The organism is Flavobacterium nackdongense (genome assembly GCF_004355225.1).
GTDB lineage: Bacteria > Bacteroidota > Bacteroidia > Flavobacteriales > Flavobacteriaceae > Flavobacterium > Flavobacterium nackdongense.
Window position 1 is genome coordinate 2,103,027 of record NZ_CP037933.1, and the last position, 17,367, is coordinate 2,120,393.

Here is a 17,367-nt window from a genome sequence, read left to right on the forward strand (position 1 = left end):
TTTATTTGTTGTAAAAAGTTTATTTTTTGGTAAAATCCCCCGCATAAATCAGGACAAACTTTTGCTTGTCAAAATACTTTTTCATCGCTGCATTTACCTTTGCCACATCCAAAGCTTTTACTCTGTCTTCGTAATCAGCATAGGTTTTAAATGTTTTATTCTGATCTAAATATTCTCTAAGTTGTTGTGCTAAAAATTCATCGGTACCAAGTGATGTTTGACGTTGTTGTAGCCACGATTTTAAAGAAGCGTCAAATTCTTCTTTTGTAAAACCTTTATCTAGCGCTTTTTGAATTTCATCTCGCAACGCATTGTCCAATTTCTCCTTATACAACGGATTAAAGAAAGCATAAACGCCCCAATCTCCCGTTTTATCAATTCCATTACCGGATGCAAAAGAACCCGCACCATAGCTCATTCCTTCCACCTCTCGCAAACGCTCTGGTATTCTAGAAGACAGAAAAGCACCTCCACCTAACATTTCATTGGCCATATCAACAGCTGGGTAATCCGGTTCATTCATACCAATATTCAAATTGATTTTCCCTAATACAAAAGCATTGGTTTTATCGTTTACCTGAATAGTGTTATTGTACGCCTTAACTTCAAAATATTGAGTTGGAATTCTAGTATACCCTATTTTAGCGTTCCAATTATCTAATGTTTTTGCCATAAACGTTTTTATGCTTTTCTTTTCGATTCCTCCCACAAATGCAATTTTACTGTTACTGCCATTGTAAAAATCTGTATAATATTTTTTCAAATCTTCTAAAGTGATTTTATTTAATTCCGCTATTTTTTCATCAGAAGTTTGGGAATAGTAAGGATGAGATTTTGGATATAAGGCTGTTTTCTTATCGACTGCTTCGCCTGCTAATGCCCCAGGTTCGCTTTTATTTGCCTCCAATCCGCTTTTCATTTCTAATTTCATCTTTTCAAATTCGGAGGCGTCGAAAATTGGATTTCTCAAAATGTCGTTTAGCAGCACTAAAGCATTATTTAAATTAGTTTTATCAGTACTTACATCAAAATACAATCCATCGACATTTCCTTGGAAATTAATATTAGTTTTGAATTGATCTAATTGATCGTTAATGTCTTTTTTACTTCTAGTTTTAGTTCCTAATTTCAACATTTTTGCAGTTAAATTAGCAATTAAATTTTTGCCTTCTAATGATTTTTCGTCTCCCATTCGCAGTAAAAATCGGGCCTCGATTTTGTCTCCTTTTGATGGTTTCTCCAGCAGTGAATATTTTCCGCCCGAAGCTAATTGTCCCGTTTCGGTTGTTTTTAAAATATTAGCCACTGAACTTTCAAAAGTGGCCTTGTTTGCCTCTAACGCTTTTCCTTTATATCCATTTGTCAACGTTGCAATATCAGGTGTTTCGCTTACTTTTACGCGCTCTGTATTATTTTCTGGAATAAACCTTCCCCAGGTCCTATTGCTTTGCAAATAATATTTTTTAGCCACATTTTGGATATCGGCAAGCGTCAATTTTTCAATATTATCTCTATCCATAAAGAACAATCGCCAGTCGCCTGCTCCAATATTTTCTGTTAATGCAATGGATAAATCGATTGTTTTATTATAGGTGTTTTCAAATTGTTTTAACAATTCATTTTTGGCTCTTTTCAAATCATCTTCGGTAAAAGTCATTTTTGGCACCGCATTCATTGTTTGCAGAAAAGCCTCTTGAGTTATTTTTAGGTCTTTGTCTTTTGGAATGTCACAAGCAAAATAACTTAACCCTGGATCTTTTAGTGTAATGCTATACCCGTAAACATTAGTTGCCAATTTTGTATCGATCAAAGCTTTGTACAAAGCCCCAGAAGGATTGTTGGTCAGAATCGAAATCAAAGCACTGTTTGCAGCATACTCCTTATCCGAAAAACCAGGAATATGATACCCCATTGCCACATATTGTATATCCCCATTTCTTTTTAATTCGACAAAACGCTCTCCATCTTGCGGTGGCTCAACAGTATAGGTTTGTTCAATAATATGTTTTGATTTTGGAATTATGGCAAAATATTTTGAAATTAATTCTAAAGTTTTGTTTTCATCAAATTTACCACCAACAATTAGGGTTGCATTATTGGGCTGATAATATTTTTTGTAGAAATTATTTAAAGAGCTTTCTTTTACTCTTTCAATATCTTCCCTACTTCCAATGGGATTCTTCCCGTAATTGTGCCAAAGATAAGCTGAAGAAAACACCCTTTCCCGAAGAATCCCTGATGGATCATTTTCTCTTATTTCAAACTCATTTCGAACAACTGAAAACTCTGTATTTAAATCTGATTGCAAATTAGCCGAAGTTACCATCCGGTCCGCTTCCATTTCTAGAGCCCAATTCAAATTTTCATCCGTAGCAGGAAGAATTTCATAATAATTAGTTCTGTCATACCAAGTCGTCCCGTTGGCCCAAGCGCCTTTATCTGCGATAGCTTTTTTTATTTCACTGAACTTCGAAGAACGTTTAAAAAGCATATGTTCTAATAAATGTGCCATTCCGGTTTCGCCGTAACCCTCGTGTCTTGAACCCACATTATACACAATATTGACAACCACATTGGATTGTGCTGCATCAGGAATCAAAAGAATTTTAAGGCCGTTGGGCAAATTATACTCTTTAATCCCTTCGACTGAAGTGACAAATTTTGGTGCTTGCGCAAAACTTGAACTTACCAACATACCTGTTAATAAGAAAGCTAAAATGGTCTTTTGCATAGATGTAATTTTTAAATTTATACTCTGATTTAAAAAAATAGTAAGGTAAATATCGGGTATTTTTTAAGTAACCATCTCGTTTTTAAGAAAAAATATACATTTAAATAGCTTAAATTGAATAATTTGCAGTTTTTTGCATCCAAAAACTAGTACAATGAAGAGAATTGGACATCGCGGTGCCAAAGGACACGAACCAGAAAACACCATAATTTCTTTCCAAAAAGCGATTAATTTAAATGTTGATGGCATCGAACTCGACGTGCATTTGAGTTCAGATGATCAAATAATGGTGATTCACGACGAAACCATCGATAGAACAACCAACGGAAAAGGATTTGTCAAAAATTTTACTTCTTCACAATTAAAAGAATTAGAAATACCAACATTGACCGAAGTTTTAGACTTGGTTCATCGCAGCTGTTTTGTCAACATTGAACTTAAAGGAATTGGGACCGCAAAACCCGTGGTTGACTTAATCTCAGATTATATTTTAAAGAAAAATTGGGAATACATTGACTTTTTGGTTTCCAGTTTTGATTGGAAAATGCTGGAAGAAGTTCAGTTGTTGCAACCCAAAATTCGAATTGGAGTTTTAACCGAAGCATCTGTTGAAGAAGCTTTGGCTTTCGCCAAAAAAATAAAAGCATTTTCCATTCATCCCAATTTTAGATTGCTAACCAAAGAAAACGTAGCTTTGATGCAAGAAAATGGCTTTGAAGTTTTCACTTGGACAGTGAATTCAACTGATGACATTCAAAAAATAAAATCATTTAAGGTAAGCGGAATTATTTCGGATTTCCCAGATAGAATTTAATTTGAAACCATTAAGTTCATAAAGAAAATTAAGAATTGTAGACAATTTAATTTTAATGGTTTGAAAAAAAGAATATAATTTTACTAAACAATTAATTAAATTAAGTACTCACTAAATAATTGATTTATGACAAAAAAAGAAATAACACAATTGTCTTATGAAATTATTGGATTTGCTATAAAAGTTCATAAAAAACTTGGCCCCGGTTTGTTGGAAAAAATATATGAAGAATGCTTGAAATATGAACTTGAAAAAAATGGATACATTGTTAAACAACAAATTAATATTGATATTGACTACTATGATTTGGAGTTATCGAATCCATTGAGATTAGATTTATTAGTAAATGACTGTGTCATAGTTGAATTGAAAACAGTAGAGAAATTCCATCCAATAGACGAGGCTAAACTATTAACCTATATGAAGTTATTGAGCATTCCACAAGGATTACTAATTAATTTCAACACAACTAATATAACAAAATCTACAAAACCGTTAGTAAATGAATATTTTGCTAGACTGGCAGATGAATGAACTTAATGAATCTTAATGGTTTAAAAAAATAGATGATATTTTGTTAGACAAAACATCAACCATTAAGTTCATAAAGAAAATTAAGAATTGTTGTTTTTTTGATCTTCTTTGTTTCGTAGTGATTTGAAGAAAAACGATTATCAAACTTTATTTTTTTATAACCGCAATGGTTTAAAAAGATTTCACGCCAAAACATAAAAAATCAACTTAATAAATCTTAATGACCTTAATGGTTTAAAAAGAAGAATATGAACCAAAATTTTGACATAATCATTGTAGGCGGTGGCGCAGCAGGATTTTTTACGGCTATTAATATTGTAGAAAAAAATCCGAACCTAAAAGTTGCCATTCTTGAACGCGGAAACGAAGTATTATCTAAAGTCAGAATTTCTGGCGGAGGAAGATGCAACGTGACGCACGCCTGTTTTGAACCCAACGAATTAGTGAAATTTTATCCTCGTGGCGAGAAAGAATTGCGCGGTCCTTTCCATCAATTTTGCTCAGGCGATACGGTGGAATGGTTCAGCAATCACGGTGTGGAACTTAAAATTGAGGATGATGGCCGTATGTTTCCAGTCTCGAATTCTTCGCAAACCATTATTGATTGTTTCATTCAAGCGACTCAAAAACTCGGAATTGCAGTTTTGACGGGGCAAAGCGTGCAATCAATTTTCAAAAAAGACAACTTCTGGAAAATTGAAACTCCAAACGAAAATTATATTACCGAAAAACTAATTCTCGCTACGGGAAGCAACCCGAAAATATGGGAAATGTTGCAAACTTTTGGTCACGCCATCGTGAATCCCGTTCCTTCTTTATTTACGTTTAACATCAAAGACCCAAGAATAAAGGAATTACCGGGAGTTTCGGCTCAGGTTTCGGTAAAAGTAAAAGACACCAAATTGACCTCAACCGGTCCTTTGCTCATCACGCATTGGGGTATGAGCGGTCCAGCGATTTTGAAATTATCGGCTTGGGGCGCACGGATATTATTCGAAAAGAATTACCAGTTTACCATTTTCGTCAATTGGCTGAATGAAATTGACACCGATGATGCCGAAAAAATCCTAAAAGAGTTGAAACAGGAGCACGCCAAAAAAGCGGCTTCCAAGAAATCCCCATTCGGATTGTCCGATCGACTTTGGGAAAGTCTGGTTTTGGCTTCGAATATTTCTGATGATACCAAATGGGCTGATTTGTCTAAAATCCAACTGCAAAACTTGGCCAATCAACTGACAAATTCTAGTTTTCAAGTCAATGGAAAAAGCACATTTAAAGAAGAATTTGTCACTGCAGGCGGCATCGATTTGAAGGAAATCAACTTCAAGACGATGGAAAGCAAACTCCACGAAAACCTCTATTTTGCAGGAGAAATTGTAAATATTGACGCAGTGACTGGAGGATTTAACTTTCAGAATGCTTGGACAAGTGGTTTTATTGTAGCAAATGCCATCTAACGACATCACATCATCTCTATTTTAGAATTAGAATAAAACAGGACTTTTCTATCGGTTCATATTTTGCATTTCGTAAATGAAAGTATCCAAATCAACTTTTTTATCTACTAATGCCAATGCTTTACTAACAATATAATTGACATTACCCGCAGTAAAACCAAGAGCTACGGCAAATTTCCGTAAAAGAGTTTCTTGCTTGTCCCCCAGATGATGATCGTGGTGCACCACTCTGGATATATTGTATAAATTCTCGAGTCTTTCTACGTATAAATAAGGAGGATTTAAAGGATATTTTAGTGGGTTTTTTAAAATCTCTTTATATTCTTCCTCTGAAATATCCAGTTTTACGGCTAATTTGTCTAAAAACTTTTTTTCGTCAGGATCAAATTTCCCACCGTCTGCATACAACACCCTAACTGCCGCGGAAAAACGACCTTTGATTCGGTGTTTGAATTCGCTATCAAATAATTGTGCTATTGACATAATACTAAGTTTTAAATTGCCATATAAAGATACAACATATTTTCGATATTTTTCAATTATCAAATGTCATTATTTTGGCCTCTATTTCTTGGTTTGAATAAAATAAATGATGTCACAATAGGCTTTTAACAGTATCAAATAAAACTAATTTCAAAATAAATTGTAAGTTTGACAACCCCTAATCTATTAAACCATTTATAATGTCAGAATTTTGGATTTTTTTTGAGAAAGGTTTAAGACATATTTTAAACCTTTATGCTTACGATCACATTTTATTTTTAATAGCATTGACAATTCCTTACGCCTTCAAAGATTGGAAAAGATTGCTGATTTTAGTCACAATCTTCACCATTGGACACACATTGGCATTGCTGTTATCGGTTTTTGGAGTGGTCATTATCAAAGTCAATTTGGTCGAATTTTTAATACCAATAACGATTCTTATTGTTGCTTTTTTCAATCTTTTCACAGCTGGAAAATCGTCCAAACAAGAAAGCATCAGTGTCATTGGATTTGTAACTTTATTTTTCGGAATTGTACACGGATTGGGTTTTGCAGGCTATTTCAAGACCTTGGTAGGAGGTTCAGCAAATTCTAAACTATTACCTTTATCCGAGTTTTCTTTGGGAATCGAATCTTCTCAAATTATTGTAGTTTTTATGGTGCTGATACTTTCTTATATTGTCCAAACGGTCTTCCGCTTTTCAAAACGAGATTGGACCTTAGTGATGTCGGCTTTTGTAATTGGAGTGGTTTTGCCAATGATTATCCAAAGTGAAATTTGGAATAGATAAATTGAAACATGGAAAAGAAAAAATTAAATAAATACGACAAGGCCTATCTTCGAATTGCCAAAGAATGGAGCCTTTTGTCCTATTGCAAACGCAAACAAGTAGGCGCCATAATCGTTCGCGATAAAATGATTATTTCTGACGGATACAACGGAACACCTTCGGGGTTTGAAAATTGCTGCGAAGACGAAGCCGGTTTAACCAATTGGTATGTACTTCACGCCGAAGCCAACGCGATTCTAAAAGTAGCCAAATCTACCCAAACTTGTGAAGGAGCCACACTTTATATTACGCTTTCTCCTTGTAAAGAATGCAGTAAACTGATTCATCAATCAGGGATAAAAAGAGTAGTTTATCAACTGGGATACCGAGACACATCGGGTGTAGATTTTCTGATAAAAGCTGGGGTTATCGTAGAGCAAATTGAAGTTTTAGACTAAAATGAAAATCAATCCCAAATACTTTCCCATACTACTTTCCGGAGCGCTTGCTTTTGGAATTCTTATGGGCGGATGGCTTAATTTTCCCAGCCAAAATCAAATTTTCGTTAAAAATAATTCCAAAAACAAACTCAATAAATTGCTTGATTTTATCGATAACGAATATGTCGATAAAGTAAATGCTGATACGATCACCAACCGAGCCATCAAAACCATTTTAGCACAATTGGACCCACATTCGGTCTATATTCCGCCCAGCGAGCAAGCCCAAGTTGCCGAAAGTATGCGTGGCGAGTTCGTGGGTATTGGAGTGAATTTCTATATGTACAAAGATTCCTTAGCTATCATTAAAACCGTCGAAAACGGCCCTTCTGAAAAAGCGGGAATCAAATCAGGAGACCGCATTTTGTATGCCGATAAAACAAAATTGTACGGACGTAAACTCCCCACCGACAGTCTTTTTTCAAAACTAAAAGGAAAAGAAGGTTCCGAAATTTGGGTCACCATTTATAGAAAAACGGAGGACAAAAAATTAAATATTAAAATCAAACGCGGTGTCATTCCCATAAAAAGTGTTGATGCAGCGCTGTTATTGAACCCCACGACAGGCTACATCAAAATCAATCGATTTGCCGAAAGCACTTACAAAGAGTTCTATCAAGGTTTGACCAAATTAAAAGAGCAAGGCGCAAAATCGCTTGTAATTGACCTTCGGGACAACGGCGGAGGCTATCTTGAGCAAGCTGTGGCTATCGCTGATGAATTTCTAACCGACAAACAATTAATTGTTTTTACCAAAGACAAAAATGGCACACTGGAAAAAACCTATGCTACAAAAGAGGGCAGTTTCGAAAACGGCCGATTATTTGTTTTAATCAACGAAAATAGCGCATCGGCGAGCGAAATACTGGCGGGAGCGATTCAGGATAATGACAGAGGAACGATTGTAGGGCGCCGTTCTTTTGGCAAAGGATTGGTGCAAAGAGAAATGGATTTCAACGATGGATCTGCTGTTCGATTGACGATTGCCCGATATTACACTCCGACGGGGCGTTCGATTCAAAAGCCATACACAAAAGGCAATGAAGATTATTTGAAAGAAGCCGAATTGCGATTCAAAAGTGGTGAATTGTACTATAAAGACAGTATAAAAACACCAAATACTCCGAAATTCAAAACACCTAAAGGAAAAATTGTCTATGGTGGCGGCGGTATCGTACCCGACGTTTTTGTGCCACTTGAATTAGAGCCCAGCAAAGAACACACCGTCTATTTATTGCAAACAGGCGTTTTGGGACAATTTGTTTTTGAACAATTGGATCAGAATCGAAATGCTTTTAAAGGATTAGCTTTCGAACAATTTAAAGTAAAAATGCAGGGAACGGATTTGTATTTCAATGCTTTCCAAAAATACCTTTTCAGGAATGGAATAAATATGAATTTGGACACGAACAAAGCCTTGGTAAAACGCTATTTGGCGGCAGAATTTGCCCGACAGTTATTCAATGAAAGCAAATTTTATGAAATTCTGTTGAAAGAGGACGCGATGATTGAAAAGGTTTTGAAATAGGATTATTTCTTAATACTATCGTGAGCTTGTGTTGGAATGCCCTCATTCCACATAGTCAGAATATCGGTAGCCACGGCAGCGCCACTTCCGGCAGCAATCGCCACTTGGCTTCGCAAACCCGCCAAAGTGCCCACAACATAAATGCCTTCAACTACAACATAATCCGTGTTTTTGAGCTGAATTCTTTGTTTTTCGATTGGTGTTTTTCGATTTGGCTCAACGTATTGCAGTAAACCTTCAATGGCAAAAGTATTGGCAGCGCCAACCCCCACAATAACGATTTTGGACCTATAAATATTCTTATTAGTAGTAATTGTAAATTCGGAGGATTCGCCTTCGATTTTCAGCACTTTCTCATTCGGAATTTGAATAATATGTGGATAGGTTTCAGATAAATGTTGAATACTTTCGGCTAATAAATCGGCTCCTAATTTACCAGCGGGAATTCCGTAGGCATTGTTTATAACTGCTTCCTGAAGATTTGAGCTTTTTTGATGGGTTAAAATTGCTATTTTTTTATCAACGACAAAAGGTTTGTTTTTGGCAGAGCCCAAAACCAAAGCGGAGGAAATTCCCGAAACACCACCTCCAATAATTAAAACATCAAACATATTTAAAATTTATCTTTCATTTTTTCCTCGATGCTTTTTGACATTCTGAATATCAAAAGAATCAAAATAGCGCATAACGAAGCAGCAATTCCAATAAACGCAATCATACTATTTCCTTCAAAAGGACTTTTGAAATCAAGTAGGCTTATATTGAAAATGATTAGCCCGATTGCCAAAACGACCAATATGTTAGTAAAAAGTTTCATATATTATTTTTTTGTAATAAAGTGGGGTAAATTTATAAAAATATATTTTAGACGAATAAACCTTTAACATTAGCGGCGAATAATTTAACAGCTATTGCCAAAAGTACCACTCCAAAAGTCTTTCTGACCACACCTAAACCGTTTTTCCCTAACATTTTCTCAATTTTGGATGACGACTTCAAAACGAAATAAACCAATATAATGTTCAAGAATATCGCAATGACTATATTCACAGTATGAAATTGAGACCGTAATGAAAGTAAAGTCGTCATAGTCCCAGCACCAGCAATTAACGGAAACGCAAGTGGAACTATCGAAGCCGAATTGGCCTCTTCGTCACGGTACAATCGGATTCCTAATATCATTTCTAAGGCTAGAAAAAATAAAACGAATGAACCCGCCACCGCAAAGGAATGCACATCGATGCCAATCAATTTTAAGAATTCCTCACCAACAAAAAGAAACACAATCATAATCAATCCCGCTACCAAGGAAGCTTTCTCCGATTCGATATGACCGTGCTTCGCTCTTAAACCAACAATGATAGGAATTGATCCTACTATATCAATTACGGCAAAAAGCACCATTCCTACGGTAATAATTTCTCTTATATCCAATTCCATAATTCACAAATTTTGCTGCAAAAGTAGTCTATTCTATGCAGTTAACTCACAAATAAGTACTGCTTTTTACCGAAAGCATCAAGATAGCGTGTTCATTGTATTGATTTCAAACTACGGTGCTCTCTGCTACTCCAGTAATTTTTGATTAAAAAAAAACGTCTATGAATACTGTTTTTTAACCACATAGTATAAAGGAAATTATGATATAAAAAGTATTACATAAACTCGTTGGGTGAAATTATTAAATTTTTAGAAATAGTAAAATTGAAACGCATAGAATCATAGAAAAAAGAGTTGGATAGCCCAGTTCTTGGGTTCACATAGCTATGATTTACTAAAATCAAGCGAAGCGTCTTAATAAAATTAATAAAAAAACTATGATTCTATGTGTTTAAAAAAAATTAAATTGAATTACACCCAACGGGTTTACATAGGAATTTTATTTACTCATAGCTATGATAAGCGAAGCGCCTTTCAATTCAAAAATAAAAATTATCCTATGTGGTTTAAACTTTTAACAATAATTGCGTTCCGCTTAAAAACTAAAAATTTAATATTCGAAAATCAGAATTGCAGCGTATATTTGCAAAATGTTTCAACTAGGAAAAACCATCGTATCGGAAGACATTCTCGAAAAAGAATTTGTTTGTAATTTATCAGCTTGCAAAGGCGCTTGTTGCGTCGATGGCGATGCTGGCGCGCCTCTTAGCGAGGACGAAACCAAAATTCTCGAGGAAATTTATCCTAAAGTAAAACCTTTTCTTCGCAAAGAAGGCAATGCCGCCATCGAAGCGCAAGGCACTTGGACCAAAGGCACTGATGGCGATCTCGAAACACCTTTAATTGATAATAAGGATTGCGCCTACGTCATCTTTGACGGCAAAACGGCCCTCTGCGGTATCGAACAAGCCTACAATCAAGGTGAAGTTAGCTTCAAAAAACCCGTATCTTGTCATTTATACCCTATTCGCGTCAAAGATTTTACCAAATTTTTTGCAGTAAATTATGACCGTTGGGAAATTTGTGATGATGCTTGTACTTTGGGCAAGGAACTCGAAGTACCGGTTTACAAATTTGTAAAGGAAGCCCTCATCCGAAAATTTGGAGAAGACTGGTATTTAGAACTCGAAAAAGTGGCTGAAGAGTTAAAAAAATAATTTTATTAAAACTATTTTTTAGATTTTCAGCAAAAAAAGAAATCTCATATTTTACAGTAGCTAAGACTTATTTTTAATTTTTATCTCGCTGATTTTCATATATTTATAATTTGTATGAAAAATAATCAAATCCTATCTTTTTGTTAAAAACTCAAGCCAATTGTGAATAAGTTTGACTTTTTAAAACCGTAAGAATTCACAATCTTTGTGGTCTACGAAAAGCTTAATAATTCATTAAAATTTCAAAAAAAACATAAAAATACTAATGTCAAAAATTGAACCAATTCTACAGGAAAACAAAAATCGATTCGTTATTTTCCCCATCAAACACCATGATATTTGGGAATTTTACAAAAAAACAGAAGCCAGTATTTGGACTGCCGAAGAGATTGATTTGGCTCAAGATTTAAACGATTGGAATAATAAATTAAGTGAAGACGAAAAATACTTTGTCAAACATATTCTTGCTTTTTTTGCTGCTTCAGACGGAATTGTAAACGAAAATCTAGCTGAAAATTTCGTTAACGAAGTGCAATATGCCGAGGCTAAATTCTTTTATGGCTTCCAAATTATGATGGAAAACATTCACAGCGAGACCTACTCTCTTTTGATTGACACTTATGTAAAAGACGAAGCCGAAAAGGACGAACTATTCAACGCTATCGAAAGATTTCCTGCCATCAAGAAAAAAGCAGAATGGGCATTGCAATGGATAAAATCAGACTCTTTTGCCGAAAGATTAATTGCATTTGCAGCTGTTGAAGGAATTTTCTTTTCTGGAAGTTTTTGCTCTATTTTTTGGTTGAAAAAACGTGGTTTGATGCCGGGATTAACTTTTTCGAACGAATTAATTTCGCGTGACGAAGGCGTTCACTGTGATTTTGCCGTGCATTTACACAATCACCATTTAGTAAATAAAGTACCCAAAGCAAGAATTAGAGAAATCATCGTCAATGCATTAGACATCGAAAGAGAATTTATCACCGAATCGATTCCGGTGAGTTTGATTGGAATGAATGCCACCCTAATGACGCAATATTTAGAATTTGTAACCGATAGATTGCTAGTAGAATTAGGATGTAAGAGAGAATACAATACGCCAAACCCTTTTGATTTTATGGATATGATTTCGCTTCAAGGAAAAACCAATTTCTTCGAAAAGAAAGTAGCCGAATACCAAAAAACAGGCGTTATGAATACCGATTCTGACGCTCAAAAAATTAGCTTCGACGCTGATTTTTAAAATTTTTAGGTTTTAAATTCTTGAAAAAGTTGAATTAATATTAAAATAGAAAATATGAGTAAAGCAATCATCTTTGAACAAACAATACAAAAGTATTGGGGTAATCCTACTAGTGGTTTTAATTTTGCAAATTATTATGGGGATAATTTTAAGATGCATTCATTAATATTCTCTATAGTAGTTTATGAAATTAACTATAAAAAACATGAATATAACGAAGAAGACTTTATGATTCTTGAGGAATATGAAAATAAATGTTGGAAAACTGAGGGGAAAGAATCAACAACATTTGATGATAGTATAAAAATTTTAGAATTTTTAAACAAGAGAAAATGAAAAAAGTTGTGATAATTTTATTTTTGTTCTTCTTTGTTGGTTGTAAGACAAAACCCTTAAATAATTTTGAAAATGATATTTTTTGTTTTAATCGTGATTCAATTATAAAAGTAAAAAATATTGAAAAAATTGAACATTACAAAGTAAACATAGACAGTGGAAAAACAAATTGGGTAAGACTAGAATATTCAGAGGTGTTTAATAAAAATGGAAATATTATTTATTTAATAAGACCTACATATTTAAGTATAGTAAATAAAAATTATTTATTACAAAAAGAAGGGTGGACTATAGAAGATAAGGCAAAAAATATGGCTCCATTAGAAACAAACATTCCAACTGGTAGAATTGATACAACATTTTATTTTTATAATAATTCCAATAAACTAATAAAAGAAAAAGAGAGTAACGGAGAAACTACCTACCAGTATGATGAACATGGAAACGAAGTATCAAGATGTGCTACTTCTGATAATAGGGAAACCTTTTGTAATTATACTATATATGAATACCAAAATGGAAGGATTATATATAAAAGAGATAGTCTTGGAGCCAGTTCAATATTTAACAGATATGATGATAAACGATCAATAAGCTCAATTCCAAAGAATAAATTTATTTACGATAAAGAAGGGAGAATTATTTCTAATGGAATCGTTTCTAGAAAGTTTAATAGTGTAGGGAAAGTAGTTGAAGTTGATAAGCAAATTAACGGAAAATTTGTTCTTGATTATGATAACAGAGGGAATAATACACAGATGACGATTTATACGATAGGTTTTTCTTTTACAGATAATAAAACAAATAAAACAACAAATTCATATCGCCCACCTAAATACGTAAATTATATATATGATTCTAATAACTTAATTATAGAGGAGAAGACCCTTGATAATAACTATAAATTAATAGAACTTAATAAAATAAAATATTCTTTTTTTAAATAATTAATCCTGTTAAAAAAAATTACCGGGATTAGCTTCCCAAAATGAATCACAAATACCCCGAAATAGAGAAGGGATTGTCTATTTCACAAAAACTGAAAAATTATGTACGTAGTAAAAAGAGATGGCCACAAAGAGCCTGTAATGTTTGACAAGATCACGGATAGAATTAAAAAACTATGCTACGGACTGAATGGTTTAGTAGAACCTGTAAAAGTGGCGATGCGAGTAATCGAAGGATTGTATGACGGTGTTTCTACTTCAGAATTAGACAATCTTGCTGCCGAAACTGCGGCTTCGATGACCATTGCACATCCCGATTATGCTCAACTTGCAGCTCGAATTGCAATTTCGAATTTACATTCCAATACCAAAAAATCATTCTCGGAAACAATGAACGAAATGTATCATTATATCAATCCGAGAACGAATCTTAAAGCACCTCTGATTTCAGAAGAAGTACATAAAGTAATTATGGAAAACGCTGAATACTTGGATTCACACATTATATACAATAGAGATTTCAACTACGATTATTTTGGTTTCAAAACTTTGGAACGTTCGTATTTGTTGCGAATCAACGGTAAAATTGTAGAACGTCCGCAACATATGTTGATGCGTGTTTCGGTTGGAATTCACTTAGACGATTTGAAATCAGTAATAGAAACTTACGACTTGATGTCGAAAAAATTCTTCACTCACGCCACTCCAACATTATTCAATGCAGGAACGCCAAAACCGCAAATGTCATCTTGTTTCCTTTTGGCTATGCAAGACGACAGTATCGACGGTATTTATGACACACTGAAACAAACCGCCAAAATTTCACAATCGGCTGGTGGTGTTGGACTTTCTATACACAATGTTCGTGCGACAGGTTCCTATATTCGTGGTACTAATGGAACATCAAACGGAATTGTGCCGATGTTGAGAGTTTTCAACGACACGGCACGTTATGTAGATCAAGGTGGAGGAAAACGCAAAGGAAGTTTTGCAATATATATAGAACCTTGGCATGCTGATATATTCGAATTTTTGGATTTGAAAAAGAATACCGGAAAAGAAGAAATGCGCGCCAGAGATTTGTTCTTTGCAATGTGGACATCGGATTTGTTTATGAAACGTGTGCAAGAAGATGCTCATTGGACCTTGATGTGTCCCAATGAATGTCCAGGATTGTATGACGTTTACGGAGAAGAATTTGAAAAATTATACATTTCCTACGAAGAAAGAGGAAAAGGCAGAAAAACTGTAAAAGCCCGTGAATTATGGGAGAAAATCCTAGAATCTCAAATCGAGACAGGAACTCCTTATATGTTGTACAAAGATGCAGCCAACAGAAAATCGAACCAGAAAAATCTTGGAACCATTCGTTCATCGAATTTGTGTACCGAGATTATGGAATTCACTTCCAAAGATGAAATTGCAGTTTGTAATTTGGCTTCTATTTCGTTGCCAATGTTTGTTGAAAACGGAAAATTTGACCACGAATTATTATTCAATGTAACCAAGCGTGTTACAAAAAACTTGAACAGAGTAATCGACAGAAATTATTATCCAGTAAAAGAAGCCGAAAATTCTAACCTTCGACATCGCCCTGTAGGACTTGGAGTTCAAGGTCTTGCCGATGCTTTCATTATGCTACGTATGCCGTTTACAAGCGACGAAGCCAAAAAATTAAATCAAGAAATTTTCGAAACCTTATACTTTGCCGCTGTAACTGCTTCGATGGAAATGGCCAAAGAAGAAGGACCTTATTCCACTTTTAAAGGCTCTCCAATTTCGCAAGGTGAATTCCAACACAACCTTTGGGGAATGAAAGACGAAGAACTTTCGGGTCGATGGGATTGGGCTTCTTTGAGAAAAGAAGTGATGGAACACGGAGTGAGAAACTCACTTTTGGTTGCGCCAATGCCAACAGCTTCGACATCGCAAATATTGGGTAACAACGAAGCGTTCGAACCTTATACTTCAAATATTTACACCCGAAGAGTTTTATCAGGAGAATTTATTGTGGTGAACAAACATTTGTTACACGATTTAGTAGAGCGCGGTCTTTGGAACGAAACTTTGAAACAAGAATTGATGCGTAATAACGGTTCAGTACAAGCGCTTGATATCCCACAAGATTTGAAGGAATTGTACAAAACCGTTTGGGAAATGTCGATGAAAGACATTATCGATATGTCGCGCCAACGTGGTTATTTTATTGACCAATCGCAATCATTGAACTTGTTTATGCAAGATGCTAATTATTCGAAATTGACCTCAATGCACTTCTACGCTTGGCAATCGGGATTGAAAACGGGAATGTATTATTTGAGAACTAAATCGGCGGTGGATGCGATCAAATTTACCTTGAATAATGACAAAAAAGCAGCTCCAGCTCCCATTGCAGAAGAAGTAGAAGCCACTACCACAACAGTTGAAATGACTGCCGAAGAATATAGAGCAATGATTGAAATGGCCAAAAATGCCGGACCGGAAGATTGCGAAATGTGCGGAAGTTAATGAGATAATTTAGAATTTATCAGTATTCTTTTAAAAACCAAATTTGTAAAAAATAGAAACGCCTCTTTCGAGGCGTCGGACTAAAGATGCTATCTTTAGTGTTGTTATTGTGTTGCAAATATAATATATAAAGTATGAGTAAAACAACTATTTTAACAAAAAAAGAAAGAGTTATCGTTTATGTAGATGGTTTTAACTTATATTTCGGGATGTTAGATGCTGGTTTTGATTATTGCAAGTGGTTAAATTTAAATCTATTAGTTCATAATTTATTACACTCAAATCAAGAACTGGTTGATGTAAAGTATTTTACCAGTAGAGTCAGTAATAATCCTGACAAACAAAAAAGACAAAATACTTATATAGAAGCTTTAGAAAGTGTTGGGGTAAACATATTTTATGGAAATTACCAATCCGATACGATTGAATGTAAACGATGTAAAAATGTTTGGCCAAAATTTAATGAAAAAATGACGGATGTCAATATAGCAACTCATATATTAATTGATGCTTATCAAGATAAATATGATATGGCAATGCTAATATCTGGCGATAGTGATTTAGTGCCACCGATGAGAGCGGTACACGAAATATTTAAAAGCAAACGAGTTTTTGTTGCTTTCCCTCCAAAACGTCACAATCAATCCGTTGCCTTGATTGCAAAAGGTTCGTTGACAATAGGACGAAAAAAACTTGTAGAAAGTCAATTTGAAGAAAAAGTTGCTAAAAAAGATGGCTATCAATTAAGCAAGCCTAAAACTTGGTGATTTAGTTTTTGTTGATTTTCTAAAACAGAAATCGACACGGATTAAAATTATTTCCATAAAAAAAAGACTGATAAATCAGTCTTTGTTATCGACCGGGCACACCCCAATCCAAATATTTAAACATCTATTGATGTAAAATCCTTCTACAA

Annotated in this window: 17 protein-coding genes; 12 read left to right on the forward strand and 5 right to left on the reverse strand. The window is 34.6% G+C overall.

Annotated elements, in window-relative coordinates:
* Nucleotides 1-19: 19 nt before the first annotated feature.
* Nucleotides 20-2,731, reverse strand: coding sequence for a M16 family metallopeptidase (locus E1750_RS08970; RefSeq protein ID WP_133276451.1), 2,712 nt, complete (start codon nt 2,729-2,731; stop codon nt 20-22).
* A 154-nt stretch (nt 2,732-2,885) separates the two neighbouring features.
* Here E1750_RS08970 and E1750_RS08975 point away from each other — a divergent pair, with 154 nt between their 5' ends.
* The 3 genes from E1750_RS08975 to E1750_RS08985 all read left to right on the forward strand — a co-directional run bounded on the left by E1750_RS08975 (nt 2,886) and on the right by E1750_RS08985 (nt 5,536).
* Nucleotides 2,886-3,545: a glycerophosphodiester phosphodiesterase gene (locus tag E1750_RS08975; protein ID WP_133276452.1), complete on the forward strand. Its 660-nt coding sequence runs from the start codon at nt 2,886-2,888 to the stop codon at nt 3,543-3,545.
* A gap of 126 nt (nt 3,546-3,671) precedes the next feature.
* Nucleotides 3,672-4,079, forward strand: coding sequence for a GxxExxY protein (locus E1750_RS08980; protein ID WP_133276453.1), 408 nt, complete (start codon nt 3,672-3,674; stop codon nt 4,077-4,079).
* A gap of 248 nt (nt 4,080-4,327) precedes the next feature.
* Entirely contained in the window at nt 4,328-5,536 is a 1,209-nt protein-coding gene (locus E1750_RS08985; RefSeq protein WP_133276454.1) for a BaiN/RdsA family NAD(P)/FAD-dependent oxidoreductase, read from the forward strand.
* Nucleotides 5,537-5,584: 48 nt separating this feature from the next.
* Here the strand turns inward: E1750_RS08985 and E1750_RS08990 are convergent, their stop codons facing one another.
* Nucleotides 5,585-6,019 (reverse strand): TerB family tellurite resistance protein, encoded by a 435-nt coding sequence (locus E1750_RS08990; protein WP_133276455.1) that lies wholly within the window; start codon nt 6,017-6,019, stop codon nt 5,585-5,587.
* Between the two features lie 200 nt (nt 6,020-6,219).
* Between E1750_RS08990 and E1750_RS08995 the strand changes: the two genes are divergently transcribed.
* The 3 genes from E1750_RS08995 to E1750_RS09005 are packed head-to-tail and all read left to right on the forward strand — an operon-like array spanning nt 6,220 to nt 8,820.
* On the forward strand, nt 6,220-6,813 hold the full coding sequence (locus E1750_RS08995; protein WP_133276456.1) for a HupE/UreJ family protein: 594 nt from the start codon (nt 6,220-6,222) through the stop codon (nt 6,811-6,813).
* An 8-nt stretch (nt 6,814-6,821) separates the two neighbouring features.
* Nucleotides 6,822-7,250 (forward strand): deoxycytidylate deaminase, encoded by a 429-nt coding sequence (locus tag E1750_RS09000; RefSeq protein ID WP_133276457.1) that lies wholly within the window; start codon nt 6,822-6,824, stop codon nt 7,248-7,250.
* A 1-nt stretch (nt 7,251) separates the two neighbouring features.
* Nucleotides 7,252-8,820: a S41 family peptidase gene (locus E1750_RS09005; RefSeq protein WP_133276458.1), complete on the forward strand. Its 1,569-nt coding sequence runs from the start codon at nt 7,252-7,254 to the stop codon at nt 8,818-8,820.
* Between the two features lie 2 nt (nt 8,821-8,822).
* Here the strand turns inward: E1750_RS09005 and E1750_RS09010 are convergent, their stop codons facing one another.
* The 3 genes from E1750_RS09010 to E1750_RS09020 are packed head-to-tail and all read right to left on the reverse strand — an operon-like array spanning nt 8,823 to nt 10,260.
* Entirely contained in the window at nt 8,823-9,431 is a 609-nt protein-coding gene (locus E1750_RS09010) for an FAD-dependent oxidoreductase (RefSeq protein ID WP_133276459.1), read from the reverse strand.
* A 2-nt stretch (nt 9,432-9,433) separates the two neighbouring features.
* On the reverse strand, nt 9,434-9,637 hold the full coding sequence (locus tag E1750_RS09015) for a hypothetical protein (RefSeq protein ID WP_133276460.1): 204 nt from the start codon (nt 9,635-9,637) through the stop codon (nt 9,434-9,436).
* Between the two features lie 47 nt (nt 9,638-9,684).
* Nucleotides 9,685-10,260 (reverse strand): MarC family protein, encoded by a 576-nt coding sequence (locus tag E1750_RS09020; RefSeq protein ID WP_394346299.1) that lies wholly within the window; start codon nt 10,258-10,260, stop codon nt 9,685-9,687.
* Between the two features lie 590 nt (nt 10,261-10,850).
* Between E1750_RS09020 and E1750_RS09025 the strand changes: the two genes are divergently transcribed.
* The 6 genes from E1750_RS09025 to E1750_RS09050 all read left to right on the forward strand — a co-directional run bounded on the left by E1750_RS09025 (nt 10,851) and on the right by E1750_RS09050 (nt 17,218).
* Nucleotides 10,851-11,417 (forward strand): DUF3109 family protein, encoded by a 567-nt coding sequence (locus E1750_RS09025; protein WP_133276462.1) that lies wholly within the window; start codon nt 10,851-10,853, stop codon nt 11,415-11,417.
* Between the two features lie 265 nt (nt 11,418-11,682).
* Nucleotides 11,683-12,660, forward strand: coding sequence for a ribonucleotide-diphosphate reductase subunit beta (locus E1750_RS09030; RefSeq protein WP_133276463.1), 978 nt, complete (start codon nt 11,683-11,685; stop codon nt 12,658-12,660).
* A gap of 54 nt (nt 12,661-12,714) precedes the next feature.
* The gene (locus tag E1750_RS09035; protein ID WP_133276464.1) at nt 12,715-12,996 is read left to right on the forward strand and encodes a hypothetical protein; all 282 of its coding nucleotides are present in this window, start codon (nt 12,715-12,717) and stop codon (nt 12,994-12,996) included.
* On the forward strand, nt 12,993-13,943 hold the full coding sequence (locus E1750_RS09040; RefSeq protein WP_133276465.1) for a hypothetical protein: 951 nt from the start codon (nt 12,993-12,995) through the stop codon (nt 13,941-13,943). The genes E1750_RS09035 and E1750_RS09040 overlap by 4 nt, the downstream gene beginning before the upstream one ends.
* 102 nt (nt 13,944-14,045) lie before the next feature.
* The gene (locus tag E1750_RS09045; protein ID WP_133276466.1) at nt 14,046-16,451 is read left to right on the forward strand and encodes a ribonucleoside-diphosphate reductase subunit alpha; all 2,406 of its coding nucleotides are present in this window, start codon (nt 14,046-14,048) and stop codon (nt 16,449-16,451) included.
* Between the two features lie 134 nt (nt 16,452-16,585).
* Nucleotides 16,586-17,218 carry an NYN domain-containing protein gene (locus E1750_RS09050; protein ID WP_133276467.1) on the forward strand — a complete coding sequence of 211 codons (633 nt, stop codon included), beginning with the start codon at nt 16,586-16,588 and terminating at the stop codon, nt 17,216-17,218.
* Nucleotides 17,219-17,367: the final 149 nt, after the last annotated feature.

What these genes read in the sequence shown, in the direction of transcription:
- E1750_RS09000 (WP_133276457.1), top strand. Translation starts at nt 6,822, where the DNA reads ATGGAAAAGAAAAAATTAAATAAATACGACAAGGCCTATCTTCGAATT.
- E1750_RS09045 (WP_133276466.1), top strand. Translation starts at nt 14,046, where the DNA reads ATGTACGTAGTAAAAAGAGATGGCCACAAAGAGCCTGTAATGTTTGAC.
- E1750_RS08975 (WP_133276452.1), top strand. Translation starts at nt 2,886, where the DNA reads ATGAAGAGAATTGGACATCGCGGTGCCAAAGGACACGAACCAGAAAAC.
- E1750_RS09025 (WP_133276462.1), top strand. Translation starts at nt 10,851, where the DNA reads ATGTTTCAACTAGGAAAAACCATCGTATCGGAAGACATTCTCGAAAAA.
- E1750_RS09005 (WP_133276458.1), top strand. Translation starts at nt 7,252, where the DNA reads ATGAAAATCAATCCCAAATACTTTCCCATACTACTTTCCGGAGCGCTT.
- E1750_RS08990 (WP_133276455.1), bottom strand. Translation starts at nt 6,019, where the DNA reads ATGTCAATAGCACAATTATTTGATAGCGAATTCAAACACCGAATCAAA.
- E1750_RS09030 (WP_133276463.1), top strand. Translation starts at nt 11,683, where the DNA reads ATGTCAAAAATTGAACCAATTCTACAGGAAAACAAAAATCGATTCGTT.
- E1750_RS08970 (WP_133276451.1), bottom strand. Translation starts at nt 2,731, where the DNA reads ATGCAAAAGACCATTTTAGCTTTCTTATTAACAGGTATGTTGGTAAGT.
- E1750_RS09015 (WP_133276460.1), bottom strand. Translation starts at nt 9,637, where the DNA reads ATGAAACTTTTTACTAACATATTGGTCGTTTTGGCAATCGGGCTAATC.
- E1750_RS09035 (WP_133276464.1), top strand. Translation starts at nt 12,715, where the DNA reads ATGAGTAAAGCAATCATCTTTGAACAAACAATACAAAAGTATTGGGGT.
- E1750_RS09050 (WP_133276467.1), top strand. Translation starts at nt 16,586, where the DNA reads ATGAGTAAAACAACTATTTTAACAAAAAAAGAAAGAGTTATCGTTTAT.
- E1750_RS08995 (WP_133276456.1), top strand. Translation starts at nt 6,220, where the DNA reads ATGTCAGAATTTTGGATTTTTTTTGAGAAAGGTTTAAGACATATTTTA.
- E1750_RS09020 (WP_394346299.1), bottom strand. Translation starts at nt 10,260, where the DNA reads ATGGAATTGGATATAAGAGAAATTATTACCGTAGGAATGGTGCTTTTT.
- E1750_RS09040 (WP_133276465.1), top strand. Translation starts at nt 12,993, where the DNA reads ATGAAAAAAGTTGTGATAATTTTATTTTTGTTCTTCTTTGTTGGTTGT.
- E1750_RS09010 (WP_133276459.1), bottom strand. Translation starts at nt 9,431, where the DNA reads ATGTTTGATGTTTTAATTATTGGAGGTGGTGTTTCGGGAATTTCCTCC.
- E1750_RS08980 (WP_133276453.1), top strand. Translation starts at nt 3,672, where the DNA reads ATGACAAAAAAAGAAATAACACAATTGTCTTATGAAATTATTGGATTT.
- E1750_RS08985 (WP_133276454.1), top strand. Translation starts at nt 4,328, where the DNA reads ATGAACCAAAATTTTGACATAATCATTGTAGGCGGTGGCGCAGCAGGA.